General features: G+C 66.4%; 18 protein-coding genes and 1 tRNA gene. 5 read left to right on the top strand and 14 right to left on the bottom strand.

The window, feature by feature from the left end:
• Positions 1-26: 26 nt before the first annotated feature.
• Both C3L37_RS16045 and C3L37_RS16040 read left to right on the top strand, forming a co-directional pair.
• Positions 27-515, top strand: a complete 489-nt coding sequence (locus C3L37_RS16045; protein WP_129115613.1) for an SRPBCC family protein — start codon at positions 27-29, stop codon at positions 513-515.
• Positions 516-565: 50 nt separating this feature from the next.
• Positions 566-979, top strand: coding sequence for a VOC family protein (locus tag C3L37_RS16040; RefSeq protein WP_129115612.1), 414 nt, complete (start codon positions 566-568; stop codon positions 977-979).
• Between the two features lie 50 nt (positions 980-1029).
• On the opposite strand, the gene C3L37_RS16035 is transcribed toward C3L37_RS16040, so the two are convergent.
• The 8 genes from C3L37_RS16035 to C3L37_RS16000 all read right to left on the bottom strand — a co-directional run bounded on the left by C3L37_RS16035 (position 1030) and on the right by C3L37_RS16000 (position 6248).
• Entirely contained in the window at positions 1030-1965 is a 936-nt protein-coding gene (locus C3L37_RS16035) for a DMT family transporter (protein ID WP_129115611.1), read from the bottom strand.
• A gap of 66 nt (positions 1966-2031) precedes the next feature.
• Positions 2032-2586 carry an NAD(P)/FAD-dependent oxidoreductase gene (locus C3L37_RS16030; protein ID WP_129115610.1) on the bottom strand — a complete coding sequence of 185 codons (555 nt, stop codon included), beginning with the start codon at positions 2584-2586 and terminating at the stop codon, positions 2032-2034.
• Positions 2587-2709: 123 nt separating this feature from the next.
• Positions 2710-3474 (bottom strand): class I SAM-dependent methyltransferase, encoded by a 765-nt coding sequence (locus tag C3L37_RS16025; protein WP_129115609.1) that lies wholly within the window; start codon positions 3472-3474, stop codon positions 2710-2712.
• Positions 3471-4220, bottom strand: a complete 750-nt coding sequence (gene queC / locus C3L37_RS16020) for a 7-cyano-7-deazaguanine synthase QueC (RefSeq protein ID WP_129115608.1) — start codon at positions 4218-4220, stop codon at positions 3471-3473. Before queC ends, C3L37_RS16025 begins: the two co-directional genes overlap by 4 nt.
• Positions 4221-4302: 82 nt before the next feature.
• Complete coding sequence (locus tag C3L37_RS16015) at positions 4303-5076, bottom strand: 7-carboxy-7-deazaguanine synthase QueE (protein ID WP_129115607.1); 774 nt, start codon at positions 5074-5076, stop codon at positions 4303-4305.
• A 13-nt stretch (positions 5077-5089) separates the two neighbouring features.
• Positions 5090-5551 (bottom strand): 6-pyruvoyl trahydropterin synthase family protein, encoded by a 462-nt coding sequence (locus C3L37_RS16010; RefSeq protein WP_129115606.1) that lies wholly within the window; start codon positions 5549-5551, stop codon positions 5090-5092.
• 86 nt (positions 5552-5637) lie between these two features.
• Positions 5638-6057 (bottom strand): acyl-CoA thioesterase, encoded by a 420-nt coding sequence (locus C3L37_RS16005; protein WP_129115605.1) that lies wholly within the window; start codon positions 6055-6057, stop codon positions 5638-5640.
• Between the two features lie 117 nt (positions 6058-6174).
• Positions 6175-6248, bottom strand: a tRNA-Tyr gene (locus tag C3L37_RS16000).
• A 129-nt stretch (positions 6249-6377) separates the two neighbouring features.
• On the opposite strand from C3L37_RS16000, the gene C3L37_RS15995 reads away from it, so the two are divergent.
• Positions 6378-7151 (top strand): hypothetical protein, encoded by a 774-nt coding sequence (locus C3L37_RS15995; RefSeq protein WP_129115604.1) that lies wholly within the window; start codon positions 6378-6380, stop codon positions 7149-7151.
• A gap of 31 nt (positions 7152-7182) precedes the next feature.
• Here C3L37_RS15995 and C3L37_RS15990 read toward each other — a convergent pair whose 3' ends face one another.
• Entirely contained in the window at positions 7183-8241 is a 1059-nt protein-coding gene (locus C3L37_RS15990; RefSeq protein WP_129115603.1) for an AIR synthase family protein, read from the bottom strand.
• Positions 8242-8427: 186 nt separating this feature from the next.
• Between C3L37_RS15990 and C3L37_RS15985 the strand changes: the two genes are divergently transcribed.
• Positions 8428-9498 carry a pyridoxal-phosphate-dependent aminotransferase family protein gene (locus tag C3L37_RS15985; protein WP_129115602.1) on the top strand — a complete coding sequence of 357 codons (1071 nt, stop codon included), beginning with the start codon at positions 8428-8430 and terminating at the stop codon, positions 9496-9498.
• 143 nt (positions 9499-9641) lie between these two features.
• Here the strand turns inward: C3L37_RS15985 and C3L37_RS15980 are convergent, their stop codons facing one another.
• The 3 genes from C3L37_RS15980 to C3L37_RS15970 all read right to left on the bottom strand — a co-directional run bounded on the left by C3L37_RS15980 (position 9642) and on the right by C3L37_RS15970 (position 13310).
• Positions 9642-11642, bottom strand: coding sequence for a DEAD/DEAH box helicase family protein (locus C3L37_RS15980; RefSeq protein ID WP_129115601.1), 2001 nt, complete (start codon positions 11640-11642; stop codon positions 9642-9644).
• Positions 11643-11778: 136 nt separating this feature from the next.
• Positions 11779-12336, bottom strand: a complete 558-nt coding sequence (locus C3L37_RS15975; RefSeq protein WP_228546286.1) for a hypothetical protein — start codon at positions 12334-12336, stop codon at positions 11779-11781.
• Positions 12337-12713: 377 nt separating this feature from the next.
• Entirely contained in the window at positions 12714-13310 is a 597-nt protein-coding gene (locus tag C3L37_RS15970; RefSeq protein WP_228546285.1) for a hypothetical protein, read from the bottom strand.
• A gap of 1609 nt (positions 13311-14919) precedes the next feature.
• Between C3L37_RS15970 and C3L37_RS15965 the strand changes: the two genes are divergently transcribed.
• On the top strand, positions 14920-16116 hold the full coding sequence (locus C3L37_RS15965) for a Cdc6/Cdc18 family protein (protein ID WP_129115866.1): 1197 nt from the start codon (positions 14920-14922) through the stop codon (positions 16114-16116).
• A gap of 372 nt (positions 16117-16488) precedes the next feature.
• On the opposite strand, the gene C3L37_RS15960 is transcribed toward C3L37_RS15965, so the two are convergent.
• A complete protein-coding gene (locus C3L37_RS15960; RefSeq protein WP_129115600.1) occupies positions 16489-17274 on the bottom strand; it encodes a helix-turn-helix transcriptional regulator in 786 nt (261 codons plus the stop codon).
• Between the two features lie 201 nt (positions 17275-17475).
• Positions 17476-18036, bottom strand: coding sequence for a TATA-box-binding protein (locus tag C3L37_RS15955; RefSeq protein WP_129115599.1), 561 nt, complete (start codon positions 18034-18036; stop codon positions 17476-17478).
• Positions 18037-18583 lie beyond the last annotated feature (547 nt).

Here is an 18583-nt window from a genome sequence, read left to right as displayed (position 1 = left end):
TGCGTTCGACGCCCCTACCGACCGGTATGCCCACGTACCACCGTCGGACGCGCGTCGCAGCGCCGCTCGAATCGGTCTGGGACTTTCACTCGCGGATCACGGGACTGGAGGCGCTGACGCCCGGCTGGATGGGGCTTTCGGTCGAGCGGGTTCGCGGTGCCGACGGCGAGGAGAACCCCGACGTGCTCGACGTCGGCTCGCGGGTCGAGATGTCGCTTCGACCGTTCGGCGTCGGACCGAAGCAAAGCTGGGTGTCGCGCATCGTCGAGCGCGAGCGGAACGCGGAACGGGCGGTCTTCAGGGACGACATGGTCGGTGGACCCTTCCGGCGGTGGGTTCACACCCACGAGTTCGCCGCCGACGGCGACGGGACGATCGTCGACGACACCGTCGAGTACGAACTCCCCGGCGGCGACGTCGGCGCGGCGCTGGGCCCGTTCGCCCGCGTCGGCTTCGAGCCGATGTTCCGCTATCGGCACCGGAGGACGAAGGAGCTGCTCGAAGACGCGGTGTGAGTCGACCCGAATCGACTACCGTTATATCTCGCGGAGCCGAATCGCGCGACATGAGCCCCGACATCGACGTCGTCGACCTCGACCACGTCACGATCCGCGTGACGGATATCGACCGCGCGCTCTCGTTCTACCGCGACCTGCTCGGGATGGAGGTCCGCGACCGCGAGCGCTACGAGAACGGCGAGGTGCCGTACGTCGCCGTGGTCGCCGGCGGTCGGCACCTCCACCTCGTGCCGACGGACGAGGCGTCGATCGACGTCGCCGGCGAGCACGTCTGTCTGCTCCTGCGGTCGAGCGAGATGGAGACCGAGGAGGAGATCGAAAGGCTGCTCTCGGACCTCCGCGAGGCCGGCGTCGAGGTCGAGGACGGGGAGCCGCACGAGCGCTACGGGGCGTACGGCCGCGACTGGGCCGCCTACGTCCGCGATCCCGACGGCCGGCGGGTCGAACTCAAGCTCCACTGAGACGGATTCGAGGGCCACCGAGGCGGGGGCTTCGGGCTGCGCGGATCGCGTCACGCCTCGCCGAGCGCGTCGAGGTCGCCGGCGGGCCCGTCCTCGCGGCGGGCCGAGGCGGTGACGTAGATGCCCGCGAGGACGATCGCCCCGCCGACGACGGTCGCGGGCGTCGGCACCTCCCCGAGCAGGAAGAGCGCGAGGATCGTGCTGCCGACCGGTTCGCCGAGCAGCGAGACGCTCACGACGCTCGATTCGAGGTGCGCGAGCGCCCAGTTGACCACCGTGTGACCGAAGACGCCGGGACCGACGGCCATCGCGAAGAAGAGCAGCCACTCGCGGGGCGGGTAGCCGACGAGCGCGTCGCCCCGGCGGATCGCGAGCGCGAGGAGGACGAGCGCGCAGACGCCGTAGACGACCGTGACGTACGGGAGGAGGGCGATCCGCTGTCTGAGCGACCGGCCGACGAGGACGTAGGCGGCGGCCATCACCGCGCCGACGACCGCGAGCCCGTTTCCGTAGAGCGGTCGATCGCCCGCGATCGCGCCGCCGGAGAGGAGGTCCCCGAACGACATCGCGGCCATGCCGACGACGGCGACGAGGATTCCGAGGACGGTCCGCCGGGTGACGCGCTCGTCGAGGAGCGCCCACGCGCCGACGGCGACGAAGAGCGGCTGGGACTGGACGAGCGTGACGCTCGCGGTGACGGTCGTCCAGTCGAGGCTCTCGAACCACGAGGCGAAGTGGACCGCGAGGGCCGCTCCAGCGACGGCCGCGACGGCGACGTCCCGTCGGCCGAGTCGACGGAAGTCCTCACGGTGGCGGGCGACCGCGACGGGCGCGAGCAGCGCGGTGGTGAAGACCACCCGGTAGAGCGCCTTCACGAGGCTCGGCGCGTCGCTCCACCTGACGAGGATCGCGCTGGTGCTCAGCGCCAGCACGGCGAAGGCGAGGGCGGCAAGCGTCGGGAGGCGATCTCCGTGCGCGGGTCTCACAGGCGAGAGAGCGTCGGGAGGGGGAAACCGATTGTGGAGGCGGCAGAGAGGGGATCGGGCGCGCGCCTACTCGACGCTCTCGGGGGTGTCGAAGTCGTGGAACGGTTTACCCTTCTCCGCCGAGAGGATATCGAGCGCCGCGGCCGCGCCGTCGCCGACCGAGATGGCGGCCTGCACCTTGTCCTTGCGGGCGACCCACCCGGCGGCGTAGACGCCGTCGACGCCGGTTCGCATGTTCACGTCGACGCGCACCGTCCCGTCGTCGTTCCGATCGCAGCCGAGGCCGTCGGCGAGCCCGCGCGACTGGCCCGACGCGAGGACGACGTAGTCCGCGGCGATCCCGCCGTCGTCCGTCTTCACGACGAACCCCGAGCCGTTCGTTTCGATCGCCGTCACCTCCTCCTCGCGGCGCTCCGCGCCGTACTCTTCGATCTGCGCTCGCGCCCGCTCGACGAACTCGTCGCCGCCGATCGACTCGACGGCGGGGTAGTTGAACAGGTGCGCGTAGTGCATCGCCGTCTCGTCCGTGTCGAAGACGGTCGTTTCGAGGCCGTTCTTGGCGGCGAAGAGCGCCGTACTCAGGCCGGCGGGTCCGCCGCCGACGATCGCGACGTGTGCCATGACACACCAGACGGCGCGCCACGATATAAGGGCTCGTCGGTCGGGCGCGTCGAGCCACTCGGCCACGTCCTCGACGTTCGGCATCGTCGCCGACCCCGACGAGTGAGCGGCGACTCGGTCGCTTCACCGCGTCGCCGTCGCCCGGAGCAACAGCTTCGGGATGGCGAACGAGCGGACGCCGTCGTCGTCGAACTCGACGTCGTAGCGATCGATCGCTCGGTCCGGTGCGCCCCGGAAGCGCGATTCGAGTTCCCGGCGACGCTCGGGCGGCACGTCCGTCCGCTCGACCCACGGACCGTATTCGAGCGGGAGGTTCGCGACCGACGAGTCGCGCACGGCGAGGCCGACCTCGTCCAGTCGCTCGCGCCACCACGATTCGGGGGAGAGCCGTTCGTGCGTCGGATCCCGGAGGCGTTCGACGCCGTTCAGAAACGCCGCGAGTTCGTCGTCGTCGGGGACGACGTTGTCCTCGAAGGCGAAGACGCCGCCGGGGTCGAGCACCCGAGCGACCTCGGCGACGAACGCCGCCGGGTCGGGAAAGTGGTGCGCCCCGAGTCGGCACGTCACCGCGTCGAACGCTTCGTCTGGGAAGGGAAGTCGCTCGGCGTCGGCGACGACGCCCGACGCGTCGTACGCGGAGACGGCCGTCCCGACCATCTCCGGGGAGAGGTCCGCCGCGACGACGGTCGGCGCGCCGGCCGCCGCGACCGCGCCCGCCGTGTGGCCCGCGCCGGTGGCGACGTCGAGCGCCCGGTCCGCCCCGGCGCACCACGACGCGAGGACGTCGAGATCGTCACCCGCGCGGTGGACGGCGCTCTCGAAGTACGCGTCGGCGGCCCGACCGAAGGAGTCGGCGGTCGCGCGCTTGCGCGCGTCGTGGTCTTTCATTTTTCAGTTCGCTCCGCGTACCGCGGTCGCGTTCCGTAGTCGATCGGGTCCTCGACGCCGACGGTCTGGAACGCCTGGAGGCGGTACGCGCAGGAGTCGCAGGTGCCGCAGGCCGGCTCAGTCGCGCGGTAACAGCTCCACGTGTGCTCGAACGGGACGCCGAGTTCGACGCCGCGCGCGACGATGTCGGTCTTCGAGTTCTCGACGAACGGCACCTCGATCGCGACGTCGGTTTCGGGTTTCGTGCCGACGTCGACCAGCGCCGCGAACGCCTCGAAGAACTCGGGGCGGCAGTCCGGGTAGCCGGCGTAATCCTCGCTGTGCGCGCCGACGAAGACGGCGTCGCACCCGCTCGCCTCGGCGTAGGAGACGGCCATCGCGAGCAGGTTCGCGTTGCGGAAGGGGACGTACGAGGTAGGGACCTCCGAGCCGTCCAGGTCCGCGTCGGCGACGTCCAACTCCGCGTCGGTGAGGCTCGACGCGCCGATCCGCTTCAGGTGGTCGGTCTCGATGTGGAGGAAGTCCTCGGCGCCGAGTTCGTCGGCCAGCGTTCGGGCGCACTCGTACTCCTTCGTCTCCGTCTTCTGGCCGTAGGAGGTGTGCAGACAGGAGAGGTCGTAGCCGCGCGCGTTCGCCTCGTAGGCGGCCGTCGCGCTGTCCATGCCGCCGGAGAGGAGGACGACGGCGCGTTTGTCGGTCGATTCTGCGGAGGGTTCTGCGGGGGGTTCGTCGGTGTGTTCGGTCATGGCGTCTGGTGTCGGTCTTCGGTTGGTCGGGAGTCGTCAAATCGGTTGGTCGGAAGTCATCAGGTCGGTTGGTCGGGAGTCATCAGGTTTCCGGGGCGTCGTTCCACAGGTCCACGTGCAGTCTGGGGGTGTAGCGGTAGCCGTGTTCGATCGCGAGGTCGGCGACGACGGTGCGGGTCTCGGCCAGCGCCTCGCGCGTCTGCCCCTCGGGCATCAAGAGCACGTCCTCGTCGGGGAGCGGGGCGTGGGCCGCCTTCCGAACGTCGGCGACGAGCGCCTCGATTTCGGACATGTCCTCGGGGCCGGTGACGACGAACTTCAGCTGGCGGTCGTAGCGTTCGACGAGCGTCGCGAGCGCGTCGAGGTCGACCCGACGCGACTCGTGTCGCTCCGCCCACTCGCCGTCGCCCTTGGGGTCCAGTTCGGCCGTCGGCGTGCTGCTCGCGAGCTTCGGGCTGACGCTCGCGAGGGAGATCGGAACGTCCGACTCGGGGAGGATCGTGCCGTTCGTCTCGACCGTGGTGTGGTACCCGAGGTCGGCGAGCCGGCGGAGCAGCGTCTCGGAGGCGTCGTGGACGAGCGGTTCGCCGCCGGTGAGGACGACGTGGTCCGCGTCGTACCCCCGAACCTCGTCGACGACGTCGTCGACGCTCATCCACGCGTGCGTCGGCTCCCACGAGGTGTGATAGGAGTCGCAGAACCAACAGCGCAGGTTGCAGCCGCTCGTCCGGACGAACACGCTCGGCACGCCCGCGAGCGTTCCCTCCCCCTGCAGGGAGACGAACAGCTCGTTGATCGGGAGCGCGTCGCCCTCCGGCGCGCCGTCGGGTCGGTCGACGGTCGACGTGACGGGCATCGTCGGCCGTCCCTCACACCCCGCCGCCGCAGAGTTCGCTGGTCTCGCTGACCTCGACGGACACGTCGGTGACGTTCCCCGAGAGCGCGTCGAGGAGCTTCCGCTCCAGCACGACGCTCATCACCTCGGCGGTCGGCGGGGCGTCGAGGACGACCGTCGCGTCGGCGTCGCCGGCCGCCTCGAACGCCTCGACGAGGGGGTCGCCGCGCTCGAGGAGGAACATGTGGTCCCACTCCGCTATCACGTCGGTCACGGTCCCCTTGTCGACGACCCACCCCTCCGCCGTGAGTTCGCCGACGACGCGGACCGACACCTCGTAGTTGTGGCCGTGCGGACGGCTGCACTTGCCGTCGTGGTGGAGCAGGCGGTGCCCCGCGCTGATGCGGATCGGCCTGTCTCGGCCGATGTGCAGGACCCGCTCGCCCGCGTCCGCGAGCGGAGCGTCGCGTCCGTCCTCGAATATTCCCCGAGTCATACCCGGAGATTATTGGCCGCGGGTATAAAACTCCGCCCGTCGGAGGGTGCGGAAGCCACCGGTCGTCGGCGCGGAGAGTGGAGAGATCACTCGCCGCCGGTGGCGACCTCGAACTCTTCGAAGTCGGCGATGCGCTCGCGCCACTCGTCCGGGATGGGCCGGGGCGCGCCCTCGTCGTCGACGACCACCTGCGTCGTCTCGGCGGTCGCGGCGAGTTCGTCGCCGACGCGGACCTCGTGCTCCGTCGGAAAGCTCGACGTGCCGAGGCGGGGGACGCGGACCGAGACCGCGAGGTCCTCGTCGAAGGTGACGGCGCGCTCGTAGTCGAGTTCGAGGTGGGCGAGCACCATGCCGGGCGTCGCGGGGTCGAGATCCAGCACGTCCGAGAAGTAGGAGATTCGGGCCTGCTCGCAGTAGCTCGCGTACACCGCGTTGTTCACGTGTCCCATCGGGTCGAGGTCGCGAAAGCGGACCCGGATCGGAACCTCGTACCGGTAGTCGGGCATCGTCCGATCGAGACGCCGCGAGCGCTAAACGCCACCGGTTCGGGCCGTTCGCGTCGTCGACGCTGTGCGGGCTGCGACTTTTCTGCTCAAAACGGGTCGGCCGGATTTGTAAACGAATCCACTCTCCCCGATTTGAACGGGGGACAAGCCGATCTACAGTCGGCTGCTCTGCCAGGCTGAGCTAAGAGCGGTCGGGGAACACTACACCGCGATCGAGACTTAAGAATTCCCATTCGTCGTCGCCGACGCCGGGGAAACCGCGCTCGAAAACTTCGGACCCATCCGAAAGGCCGTTGTGCGCGCCGATCGTCGGCCGGGGTATGGGGGACGACAGACAGGCCACGTTCGGCAGCGACGGAACGGTGAAACGCGACGTGCCGCCGGACGCGACCGGAGCCAACGACTTCGGCGAGGAGAAGGGCGACGACGAGACGGACGGGGGGTACAACCGCTACGCGGTGTCGAGCCTGCTCCAGAAGGCCGTCCGGCGCGGCGACGAGGAGGTCGCCGCGTGGGCCGCGTGGGAACTCGCCCGTTCGGGGTTCGGCTGGAACCTCTGGGATCGGCTGAACCTCTACGTCGTCGAGGACCTCCGGGCGGGACAGGACGCCGCGCTGCTCGTGGAACGCTACGAGGAGCTGGCGACCGAGCGGTGGTCGATGGACTCGTGGAAAGGTCGGCTGTGCGCCGTGCAGGCCGCGCTGACGGTCGCTCGGGCGGCGGCTTCGCGCGAGGCCGCCAACGCCGACGAGTACTTCGGGACGGTCGCCGAGATTCGAGCCGAGGCCCGCGAACGTGGCGAGCCGCCGGCGCACGATTTCCCCGTCGGCGACCTCGAACCCGGCGGTCGGTACGACGTGATCTTCGACGGGCACACGGGCGAGGGGAGCCGCCTCGGGAGGGGGAAGAAGTTCTTCAAGCGTCACGGCGCGCGCGTCGGTCCCGAGGGCGAACCGGAACACAGCGCGCGGTGGCAGCGATTGAGCATGGTGCTCGACGAGATCGAGTACTCGGAGGCCGAGATCGACCACGCCCTCTCGCCGGTCGACCCCGACGCGCGGTGGGAGGAGCCGGACGACCTCGGCGACCGGTGAGACGAGCGGATCGCTCCCAGAGGCTGTACGATTACTCCCAGAGGTCGTACATGTCGTCTCGCACGGGATCGGTGTAGTGCTCGCCGTCGATCGTCACCCCGGGTTTCGTTCCGCCGGATTCCGCCGCGCCCGGGTCCGTCGAATCCGACTCCGTCGATTCGGGCTCGGACATCGGCTCGTCCGACGGGGATTCGGCCGCGTCGAGGACGCGGCCGACGACCGTCGCCTCGACGTCGGCCGCGTCGAGCGCCGAGAGGGCGGCGGCGGTGTCGCCTTCCGGGACGGCGGCGAGGAGCGCCCCCGACCCGAGGATCCGGAGGGGGTCGACCCCCATCGCGTCGCAGAGCGTCCGCGTCTCCGCGCGGATCGGAATCGAGTCGCGCTCGACGGCGATCGAAACGTCGGAGGCGCGAGCGAGTTCGACGAGCGCCCCGAGAACGCCGCCCTCGGTCGGATCGTGCATCGCCGTCGCGACTCCGCCGAGCGTCAGCGCCTCCGGCAGGACGCTGACGTCGTCGAAGAAGCCGGCCGCGGCGTCGATCGTCTCCGGATCGACGCCCTTCGATTCGAGGTCGCCGCGAAAGTCGGTCGCGAGAACCGCCGTTCCCTCGACGCCCGCCCCCTTGGTGAGAACGACGCCGTCGCCCGGCTCCGCTCCGGACGTGGACACGTAGCGGTCCGTCGGACCCAGACAGGTCAGAGAGAGGAGCGGCCGTGAGAGCGCCCCCACGGCTTCGGTGTGCCCGCCGACGATCGTGATTCCGAGCCGGGTCGCCTCCTCGTGAAGCTGCGCGGTGATCGTGTCGAGGAGGTCGAGGTCGCGTTCGGGCAGGACGATCGTGCTCACGAGCCACTCGGGGACGCCCCCGGAGGCCGCCACGTCGTTCGAGACGATGGCGACGCCGAGCGTGCCGATGCGCTCCGCGGCGAGCGAGATCGGATCGGTGCTCACGACGACCGTCTCGTCGCCGACGCGCACGGCGGCGGCGTCCTCGCCGTAGGCGGGGCCGACGAGCAGGTCGTCGGTGGGCGCGCCCGTCCGGGAGAAGACGTACCGATCGAGGTCCGCCGGACTGAGTTTGCCGGTCATGACCGAGGTATGCGTGCCCCCGGTCTTCTGCCTTCCCGTCCGTGTCTGTCCGCGCTCGTCCGCGCTCGTTCTGCACTCGTCCGCACTCGTCCGCGCCCGTTCGCGCCCGTCCACGCCTGCGACCGCCGGGGCCGCCGCCCGGACGCAATCGCTACTAAGTAGATCCCCGGTGCGCTAGGTCCGAGTATGCTAATGACACCCGGGCCGACCGCGGTCCCGCGGCGGGTCAGAGAGGCGATGAGCGAGGCGATGCCGAACCCGGACGTCGAGGAGGCGTTCGCGGAGCGGTACGAGGACGTGACCCGGAAGCTCGCGACGGTGTACGGTACGGACGACGACCTCGTCGTCCTCGGCGGCGAGGGCATCCTCGGACTGGAGGCGGCCGTCGCCTCGATCGTCGAACCGGGCGACCGCGTGCTCTGCCTCTCGAACGGGCTGTACGGCGACGGCTTCGCCGACTTCGTCGAGAGCTACGGCGGCGAGGCGACGCTCGTCGGATCCGAGTACGCCGATCCGCTCGACGTCGAGCGCGTCGAGGAGGCGCTCGACGAGGCCGACGCGGACGGGAGCGAATTCGAGGCGGCCACGATGGTCCACTGCGAGACGCCGACCGGAACGTTGAACGAGATCGGAGATGTGCTCGAACTGCTCCAGGATCGGGGCGTGCTCACGATCATCGACGCCGTGTCGTCGCTCGGCGGCGCGCCGGTTCCGACGGCGCACGTCGACGTCTGTCTCGGGGCGTCCCAGAAGTGTTTCAGCGCGCCGCCGGGACTCTCGACGGTCTCCGTCAGCGACGCGGTGTGGGACGCCGTCGAGGCGCGCGACCCCGAGACGTTGTACACGAATCTCCTGCCGTGGCGGGACGTGAGCGACGGGTTCCCCTACACGCACCTCTCGGCGAACGTCGCCGCGCTCGACGCCGCGCTCGATCTGCTGCTCGAGGAGGGGCTGGACGCGGCCTACGCGCGCCACGAAGCGGCCGCGGAGCGGTGTCGCGAGCGCGGCCGGGCGCTCGGCCTCGTGCTCTACCCCGACCGCGAGCGGAGTTCACCGACGGTCACGGCGTTTCACGTGCCGGGGCGGGCGACCGAACTGCAGCGGCGGCTCGACGAGGACCACGACGTGGTCGTCGCGACAGGCCTCGGCGAGCTCGCGGACGACATCCTCCGAGTGGGTCACATGGGCTTCAACGCCGACGTGGAGAGGGTCGAGCGGACGATGGACGCGCTCGGCGCGGTTCTCGACGCGGCGTGAGTCGGGAGCGAAGAGAGGGGACGAGATGAGACGAGACGAGAGATGAGACGAGACGAGAGATGAGACGAGACGAGATCGGGAGCGAAGAGAGGAGGTGAGACGGGAACGAAGAGAGGAGATGAGACGGGAACGACCGCCCTGCGCTACGCTCCTTCGTCTGTGTTCTCGTCATCGATCGCCGGTGGATCGTCGTCCGTGATCTGCTCCTCGTCCGCGGTCCGCTCCCTCACCCGCACGCCCTTCTCCGCGAGGTGGCGCATCTGTCGCTGGGCGAAGTCCTCCTCAATGGTGCCGTAGGTCGCGAGGACGTACACGAGCGCGCTTCCGGACGGGCGCATCGTCCGGCCGGCCCGCTGGGAACCCTGCCGACGCGAGCCCCCGAGCCCGGAGGCGACGACGGCGAGTTCCGCGTTCGGCAGGTCGATCCCCTCGTCGCCGACGCGCGAGACGATCAGCGTCCGCCGATCCCCCCGCCGAAATTCCTCGAACAGCCGCCCCCTGCGGGCGTGTCGCATCTCGCCGCTGATGAACGGGATTCCGAGCGCCTCGGACAGCGCGCGGCCCTGGTCGAGGTACTCGACGAAGACGAGTGCCTTCGCGTCGGGGTGGTCGGCGAGGATGCCGCGCGCCTCGTCGGCCTTCGCGGGGTTTTCGGCGGCGAGTCGGTGGCGTTCGCGTCCGTCGGCGCTCAGGAATTCGTTTCTGGCCGTCTCGTCCCGCCACGGGACGTACTGGATCTCGACCTCGGGTTCCTGGACGAACCCCGCCTCGAACAGCTTGGACCAGTCCGTGCCGATCGGCGGACCGATGAGGGTGAAGATGTCCTCCTCGTCGTCCGATTCTCGGACCGGCGTCGCCGACAGGCCGAGGCGGTGTTTCGACTGCAGGTCGGCCGCGCGGCGGAACACAGGGGCGGGGATGTGGTGCGCCTCGTCGAGGACGACGAGGCCCCAGCGACGGGAGTCGAACAGCGACCGGTGGCGGTCCATCCCGGCGGTCTGGTAGGTTGCGACGGTGACCGGCCGAATCTCCTTTTGACCGCCGTGGTACTCGCCGACCTGGTCGGGTTCGAGGGTGGTGTTCGCGAGGAGCTCCTCCCGCCACTGGCCGGCGAGTTGGCGGCTCGGAACGAGGATCAACGTCTCGCCGCCGACGGCGGCGAGCACGCCGAGGCCGGCGACGGTCTTTCCCGCGCCGGGCGGCCCGACGAGGACGCCCGACTTTCGTTCCAGAAACCGTTCCACCCAGTCGCGCTGGTAGTCGCGGAGTTCGACCCGGAGGTCGACGTCGAGCGGGTCGCCGGCGTCGAGGTCGCGCTCGTCACGGACGGGGTAGCCCGCCCCGTAGAGGACGCGTTTGATCGCGGCCTCGGAGCCGTCGACCGCCCAGCTTTCGGCGTCGGAGATCGGCGCGTGGAGGTGTTCTGGGCCGAGTTTCTGCCGGGCGACGTTCCCCATGAGGCTCTCGCTCGCGGCCTTCAAAACGGTGTAGCCGTCGTCGTGCGTGTAGAGGACGAACTGGTTCGCGCGCTTCCACTGGTCTTCGATCCACGCTTCGAGGTGGGGCGATCGCCGGGGGAGGACGGCGCGTACGCTGGCGAGAAGTCCGCCGAGGTCGTCGAACGGCGACGCCCAGATGTCCTCTCGACGGATCCTGTAGAGGTAGCCACCCGCGCCGTTCGTCCGCGTGCCAGCGCCCGGCGTTCCGCTGGAGTCGACGAGGTGGGCGAACTGCGACAGCTGTGCCCGGGTGTACTGCGTCGGTCGGTCGACGACGATCTCTCGGCGTTCGGAAAAGAGGATCACCCGCTCTCGGTCTGCGATCTCGTTCCACTCCTTCGGGTACCAGACCACGGGATCCGTTTCGACGTCGACGCGCTCGACGGACCCCTCACGAGCGAACCGTTCGAGCGCTTCCGTCGCCACGGCGTGCGATCTGCCGAGTCTCCGGGCGACCTGCTGTGCCGTCAGGACGGGCCGCCCCTCCGCCTCGACGGCGTCGTAAAACGAGTCAAGCGTGAGCGCCGTCGAGGGTGTCCCGGAGCCCGCTTCACCGGAAGTCGCTGCGTTTTCCTCGTCGGAGCCGTCCGCGACATGATCGTCTGCGGTACGATCGTCCGGGGGTCGCCTTCCATCGTCAGTCATCGGTCGTAGTAGTGCCGGGGGTGGGAAACGGCTTGCGACGCGGCGAACAAAATATAACGCGACGAGTGGATCGAGCGTCGTGCCAGCGGGACGCGGTCGAGGGTGATCGACGCCGAAAACGGTGGGTCGAGAGCCGTCAGCCCGGCGGGAGTTCGCGGGGACGATCCTGCGAAAGCCTCCGGTAGGCGGGGTCGAGTTCGTCTACGTCGACGCAGTCAGGGAGTTCTTCGATCGTCCGGAAGGCGTCGATGTAGACGTATTCGACCGGAATCGACGCGGTCTCTTCGAACACTTGCGTCGGTCCGTCGTCTCCGATCGCGACGAACATGCGTCCGTCGGGATCGATCTGCGGCGTGACGCCGTGTTGCATGTACAGCCCGGCGGTGAAGAGCGCACCGGCGAGCGTCGACGGCCCCGCGGTCAACTGCCACGTGACGTCGCGGTCGGCGTACGCGACGGTCGCGACGTACCCATCGGCGAACCGGAAGCATTCGACCGATTCCGATCCCCGTTGCCAGCGTACTTCTCCGCGCACGAGCCACGCTCGATTCCACGCCCGGGCCGTCGGTCGGGTTCGAAACGGGGTCGTCAGGCGGTCGAAGCTCGTTCGGAGGGCGGTGCTAACGTGCGACGCCATCTCGACGGCGCTTCGACGAATGCGTGTCCAGGCGCGACCGAAAGCTGGCGTTCTCATGGATGATCTCCTGTCGTGTCTCCTTTCACGGCGGGTTCGCCTCTGTGGGGGTGATTCGCTGCGGTTGTGGGACGCTTGTTCGAGACGAGCTTGGTCGCTCGCGGCGCGGGCATCCGAGCGTGTACTGGAGTACGCGCCGGACCGAGTTATAGTTCAGCCTTCGATATATTGTATTATCAAACGAGACAGTTCCTACGTGGATTATTTTGGAATTTCCAGGATGAATTGACAGCGTACCGATCAAAGGTGCGACATTGGCGACGAGGACGGTCGGACACGAGACAGTCGGATACGAGGGCGGTCAGACACGAGGATGGTCAGACACGAGGACGATCGGACTCAGCCGAAAAGTCCAGTCCGGTCGGCCGTTCTGCCGTTCAATCGCTGACCGGCTCCGTCGGTGACACCGCGCCGTAGCACCGTCGACCGCAGAGCGCGGCTTTCGACCGAAATCGCCGACCGCAGTCGACGCACTCGACGTATCCTGCGCCCGCGTCGGTCGCGATCCGGTGACCGCCCACTTCGAACGGGCGATCGACGTCGCGCGGTCTGATGAGCGACGGAATCCGCTCGTTGCGGTTCGCGCTCAGGTCGGCCCGCAGCTGGATCGTGTGAACGTCGTTCGCCGTCCAGCGCGGAGATCCCATCGCCGCCGACCACGATTCGACTTCCGTCCAGCCGGTGACGACGACCGGTGAGGGGGTTTCCGTGTCGCCGACGACGACCGTGAACCGAATCCCGTCGTCGACGAGGGAGAACCGCCAGCCTGCGGTGCTGTTCCACCGAAGTTGGCCGCGAACGATCGTCTCGCTGACGACGGGAAGCGAGACGTACCTCCCCTGCTGTCGGAGGCGCTGCCGAAAATGGTCGGTCAGCGCGTACGCGCCCGGTTCGCGAACCGGCGGATCACACGGGGTTCGGCGCGAAGGGGCGGACGATCCTTCCTCGGACTGCTTCCCGTGTTTTGCTGCCACTGGACGAGCGTACGATCTCGGGGATTATGCCGTTTGCGGCGGTGAGAGTAGCGAAGCGACGAGATCAACCGCGCGGGATCGAGCGACGTCGCGAAATCGGGAGGGTTTTGAAACACACACCGGATTTCCGGTGAAAGGCGCTGCTGGCTCTCGGTCGGTACCAGATCGGTGCCGAAGAGAGATCGAGAGGAAGATAGAGGGTGCGTAAGGTGAGTAAAGGGGTGAAAAGAGAGTGGAAAGGGGTAAAAAGAGAGTGGAAAGGGGTAAAAAGAGAGTGGAAAGAGATGAAAAGGGAGTGAAAAGGGAGTGGAAAGGGATAGGGAGAGTACGAAGAGAATAGAGGAGGGAGAGTGTGGAACGCACCGTATTTCCGGTGAACCGAAACCGCTGAACGAAGGGTGACGGTGAGACCGACACGGAGAGCCCGAGAGAGGATGAACGAGGGCAAGAGGACGGGAGAGCAGGAGTATAGGCGGACAAAAGGGGTAGGCGGACAGGAGGGCAGAGGGACGATACCGGACCGTGGTCGTACACCGAATTTCCGGTGAAAGCCGACGCGCTGGCAGACGCTGTCCGCGACGGATATGGGGCACACCGCAGGCGAAGCTACCGACGGCGATACCACGAGAACAGCGTCGAATCCGCCATCGAACGCGGTTTTTGACGATTTGACGACGACGCAAGAGACACCACGTTTCCGGTGAAATAGGAGGCGCGGACGAAGGGGCGCACGTTGACGTGAACGTGACGTGGATGAGAATGAACCGTCGGCGCGGATTGCGAAGGATCTGCCGCGGAAAACCGATTTTTGATCAGCGCGCGTGTGGGGCGTAGACACACCGTGTTTCCGGTGAAATGAGAAACGTGGGACGGAGCGGGAGAACGACGGGCGAATATCGAACACTACGGGGTCACACCGCGTTTCCGGTGGAAATGTCGACGGTGATGACGGAAACTCGTTTGGGTAGAGATCAAGACGCCAGGTGGATGATCGAGACGCTAGGTGGATGCGACCGAGACGCTAGGTGGACGCGATCAAGACACGAGAAGGGTGTCATCAGGACACGGGAGGAACGTAACCAAGATTCTACAGGAGGTGTGAGCGAAACGCCCGATGAATTTTCAGAGCTATTAAATAGAGTCACGGAGAATATCTCAACAAGTACTTCGCGAAAATACGAATGTGGGCTTCGCTGACGGGTCCACCGGAAACGCTTTCTCGGGCGTTTTCGCGAAAGTCGCGCTTCAGTGTCTCTCACCCGTGACGTCAGCCGCTGACGTCACCCGCTGATGTCACCTTGCATTTGCCCGCTATCGACGGGAAGCTCATTTGCCCACTACCGACGGGAAGGCCGTCCACGAAACGCGAACCGTCGCGCGTCTTGCGTTGTGTGGTGTGCGTTGTGCGTCGCGCGTCGCACGTCGTACGTCGTACGTTGTGCATCGTACGTTGTGTGTCGTGCGGGAAGACACCGCATTTCCGGTGAAACGAAACCTCCGTTTCTCCTGGACTTTCTCCCACCTTCTCCCCCTTTCACCGGAAACCCGGTGTGTCTGTCCACACGAAAAGACAAACCATTTCACCGGAAACGTGGTGTCCCATGGTATGTTGGACACAGGGGACGATCTTTTCACTCGTGACGATCCGATCTTCGCGAACAAGGAGCTTCTCGAAATCAGCCACCTTCCCGGGGAGGGACGAATCGTCGGCCGCGACGACGAGATCTCGGCGCTCGCGAACGCCGTCAACCCCGCGATCTTCGGTCAGAGTCCGAGCAACGTACTTATATACGGGAAGACGGGAACTGGAAAATCTCTCTGCGCGAAATACGTCTCCCAGCGTCTCGTCGAGACCGCGGGCGAAGAGGGAGTCAACGCGACGTTCGCCTACGTCGATTGCGCGCAGGACACGACCGAAACACAGGCGGTCCAGACGATCGCAGACGGCGTCAACGACGCCGACGAGACCGGGATTAAAGTCCCCGACAAGGGCCTCAGCACCTCGACTTACTACAAACGGCTCTGGCGGATCCTCGACGCCCGCTACGACGTCGTCCTCATCCTCCTCGACGAGATCGACAAACTCGACGACGACGACATTCTGATGCAGCTCTCGCGCGCCGGCGAGGCGGGAAAGATCTCGGGGTGCAAACTCGGCGTCATCGGGATCAGCAACAAGATCCAGTACAAAGATCGGATGGACGAGCGCGTCAAAAGCAGCCTCTGCGAGCGCGAATTCGTCTTTCCTCCGTACGACGCCAATCAGCTTCGAGACATCATGGAGGCCCGAAGCGACGCGTTTCGCGACGACGTCCTCGATCCGTCTACCATCCCGCGGGCGGCCGCCCTCGCGGCGCGGGAACACGGCGACGCCCGCAAGGCGATCGACATCCTCCGGTACGCCGGCGAGATCGCTCAGTCGAAGGGGGCGCCCAAAGTGAAGGAAGTGTTCGTCACGCAGGCGCGCGAGCGCGCGGAGACCGATCGCTTTCGCGAACTCATCCGCGGTTCGACCCCCCACTCGCGGTACGTCCTTCAAGCGCTCGCCCTTCTCTCGCTCTCGAACCGCCGAAAGGACGGATTTCGGACGAGCCGCGTGTACGAGATCTACGAAAGTATCTGCCGACAGGAGGGCTCCGACAGCCTCTCGCTCCGCCGCGTCCGCGACCTGCTCAAAGAACACGCCTTCCTCGACATCATCGAACAGTCGAAACACAGCGGCGGAAGCGCCGAAGGTAGTTACACGAAACACCAACTGCTCGAAGATCCAGAAGTCGTCAAAGAAGTTCTCACGGAGAGCCCGTGACAACCGACTGACGGAAAGAGAGGGCCGAAGCAGATGGGACCGAAACGTTCGTTTCCGCCGTGCTGCAACTGATCCGATACGTAGAGTTGACTTATATTTTTTCACTGTCTGACGTGATCGAAACGATCACGTGTGACGAGTTAGCTAACACGTGATTGGACCGATCACACGAGGCAAATTGGAGCGGACCGAAGACACGAGACGAACCGGAACGGACCGAAGACGCGAGGCGAATCGGAGCGGACCGAAGACGCGAGACGAACTGGAACGAATCGAAGACGCGAGTCGGACCGGGACAACGCGAGTCGGACCGGGACAACGCGAGGCGGACCGGGACAGACCGAAGTAGCGTCGTGTGCGCCGTTCTTCGGGTCACTCCGTCCGGTCCGGTTCGAGCAAGTTCGAACGGGACCGGTACTCAACGTACAGGTCGCTCGCGAGCTCCCGTAGCGTCTCGTCGGTGCCGTCGATGCTGGCGACGAGGTTTCCATCCTCGTCGTATGCGCCGACGTACGCGTGTCCGTCGACGAGCGCCAAGCCGAAGTCGATGGTTTCGGACGCCAAAAAGAGATCGAACTGGTCGAGTTCGAACGCTCGTCGGAGAGCGTCCGGGTAATCCGTCCTGGATGCGTCCAACACCGATTCGTCGATGACGAGTTCCATCTCCGTTTCCGGACCGATGACCGCCTCGGTAGCCTCGTTGAACACTCGACTCACGATCGGCGTGATACCGCGAAACGACGATACCGGCTCGTCGCCGAGCACGGAGAGGTAGCGGTCGATCGGCGCGTGCGGGTTGTCGCTGGTCGCGGTTGTGACGGTAAAGCAGCCGAGAGCGTCCGGAAGCAGCCTCTGTGCGACCAGGCCGGCGTTGGCGAGAAACGGCCGAAGACGGTGCGCGCCGGTCACGGTCGACGCCAGTCGCTCGTACTGTTCGAGGACGAGGTCGCCGGCGGGTGTGATACGGTAGCGACCGTCCTCCTTTGTGACCCAGCCGCGGTCGACGAATCCGGCGAGCGTTCGCTGGGCGGTTTCTCTGGCACACGAACACTCCGCTGCGAGTTCCGTCGGTCGCATGTTCGACTCGCTCAGTTCGCGGAGTATCTCCTCCCGAATACTCGATCCGACGAGGAATGCGATATCCTCTCGCGCGCTCATTGCATCCGATTTCAAACGCCGGTACATCACCGTTTTGGACTCGCACGGACCCCGTCTGGGACCCGCGGTGCCCCCTGTGAACCTAACGACCGTCGACGAACTACCGATGAACTGTCGGCCTGCCGTCGACGAACACCGAGGAGCCGCAAAACCGGCGGGCAAGATCGGTTGACTCGTTCGAATCGCTCACGACCGCCGATTCTATCCGAGTAGTCCGAGATTGTCGATGCGCTCGACGATCCGTTCGACCGCCATGGTCGCGTCGTCGGTTCGCTTGCCGCCGGTGATGACGATCTTTCCGGAGCCGAACAACAGGATCACGACCTCGGGGTCGTCCATCCGGTAAACGAGACCGGGGAACTGCTCCGGTTCGTACTCGACGTCTTCCAGACCCAGCCCGATCGCCAAGGCGTTGAGGTTGAGGTTGTGGCCGAGGTCAGCGCTGGAAACGATGTTCTGCACCGTGATCTCGGGGTCGTCCTCGACGGGGATGCTCAAGCTTCGAAGTTTGCCGAAGATGATCCCGAGCGCCTCGTGGACGTCGTCGATGCTCTTCGCCCCCGTGCAGACGATCTTGCCGGATCGAAAGATGAGCGCCGCCGCCTTCGGGCTCTGCGTTCGGTACACCAGTCCGGGGAAATTGTCCGGGTTGAAATCGGCCCCCGGAAGATCGTCCGCGAGGGCTTCCAGGTCCAGCTCCTGACCGATTCCGGTCGATGCGACCACGTTTTGGATCTCGATAGAGTCTACCGGCGACGTCATTGTATGCTCTGGACTCCTCACCCTTGGCTTATAAACCGACACGGTATAAAGTGACGTGGCCGGGCGACCGCGTGGATCGAGTCATCTACCACCGGCGCGGTTCCGATCGCGGCGGCTCGGACGGACACTCGGTCGGCACCGCTCGCAGATTTCGATGTCAGGCCAAACACCCCATCCGACCGAATACTCCATCCGACCAGACACTCCACGTCCTTTTCGTTCCGTGCGAACACCCGAGCGACCCGTACCCAAACAGGTGTCACCGAGAATTGAAATTGAATTCTTCAATTTATCTTTCGTCGTGATAGAGGTTCCCAATACGTATGTCGAAATTCTCAATGATTTTTAGACGTTAGCACGATATCAGTGCCGTTAAGTACTCCCGAGCACTCGATAGTAATGCGTAAGACACAGCGTGACTGTGGGCCGTTCGACGCGGTCCACGCTCGGACTCGGGCCGCGCGCCCGGCGGATCACTCCGCCGGGCTTCGACGGGTTTAAGACCCCGAACGGCCTACGAAGAAGTCCGAAGATATGAGGATTCCAC

The sequence above is a fragment of the Halegenticoccus tardaugens genome (genome assembly GCF_004116405.1).
GTDB classification, from domain to species: domain Archaea; phylum Halobacteriota; class Halobacteria; order Halobacteriales; family Haloferacaceae; genus Halegenticoccus; species Halegenticoccus tardaugens.
This window is presented reverse-complemented; position numbering and strand designations above follow the sequence as displayed.

Bases quoted from the DNA above. Each gene is read 5' to 3' on its own strand.
- C3L37_RS16025 (WP_129115609.1), bottom strand. From the start codon at position 3,474: ATGAAAGACCACGACGCGCGCAAGCGCGCGACCGCCGACTCCTTCGGT.
- C3L37_RS16005 (WP_129115605.1), bottom strand. From the start codon at position 6,057: ATGCCCGACTACCGGTACGAGGTTCCGATCCGGGTCCGCTTTCGCGAC.
- C3L37_RS15990 (WP_129115603.1), bottom strand. From the start codon at position 8,241: ATGACCGGCAAACTCAGTCCGGCGGACCTCGATCGGTACGTCTTCTCC.
- C3L37_RS15955 (WP_129115599.1), bottom strand. From the start codon at position 18,036: ATGACGTCGCCGGTAGACTCTATCGAGATCCAAAACGTGGTCGCATCG.
- C3L37_RS16030 (WP_129115610.1), bottom strand. From the start codon at position 2,586: ATGGCACACGTCGCGATCGTCGGCGGCGGACCCGCCGGCCTGAGTACG.
- C3L37_RS15985 (WP_129115602.1), top strand. From the start codon at position 8,428: ATGCTAATGACACCCGGGCCGACCGCGGTCCCGCGGCGGGTCAGAGAG.
- C3L37_RS15995 (WP_129115604.1), top strand. From the start codon at position 6,378: ATGGGGGACGACAGACAGGCCACGTTCGGCAGCGACGGAACGGTGAAA.
- C3L37_RS15980 (WP_129115601.1), bottom strand. From the start codon at position 11,642: ATGACTGACGATGGAAGGCGACCCCCGGACGATCGTACCGCAGACGAT.
- C3L37_RS16015 (WP_129115607.1), bottom strand. From the start codon at position 5,076: ATGCCCGTCACGTCGACCGTCGACCGACCCGACGGCGCGCCGGAGGGC.
- C3L37_RS15975 (WP_228546286.1), bottom strand. From the start codon at position 12,336: ATGAGAACGCCAGCTTTCGGTCGCGCCTGGACACGCATTCGTCGAAGC.
- C3L37_RS16010 (WP_129115606.1), bottom strand. From the start codon at position 5,551: ATGACTCGGGGAATATTCGAGGACGGACGCGACGCTCCGCTCGCGGAC.
- C3L37_RS16045 (WP_129115613.1), top strand. From the start codon at position 27: ATGCCCACGTACCACCGTCGGACGCGCGTCGCAGCGCCGCTCGAATCG.
- queC (WP_129115608.1), bottom strand. From the start codon at position 4,220: ATGACCGAACACACCGACGAACCCCCCGCAGAACCCTCCGCAGAATCG.
- C3L37_RS15960 (WP_129115600.1), bottom strand. From the start codon at position 17,274: ATGAGCGCGCGAGAGGATATCGCATTCCTCGTCGGATCGAGTATTCGG.
- C3L37_RS16040 (WP_129115612.1), top strand. From the start codon at position 566: ATGAGCCCCGACATCGACGTCGTCGACCTCGACCACGTCACGATCCGC.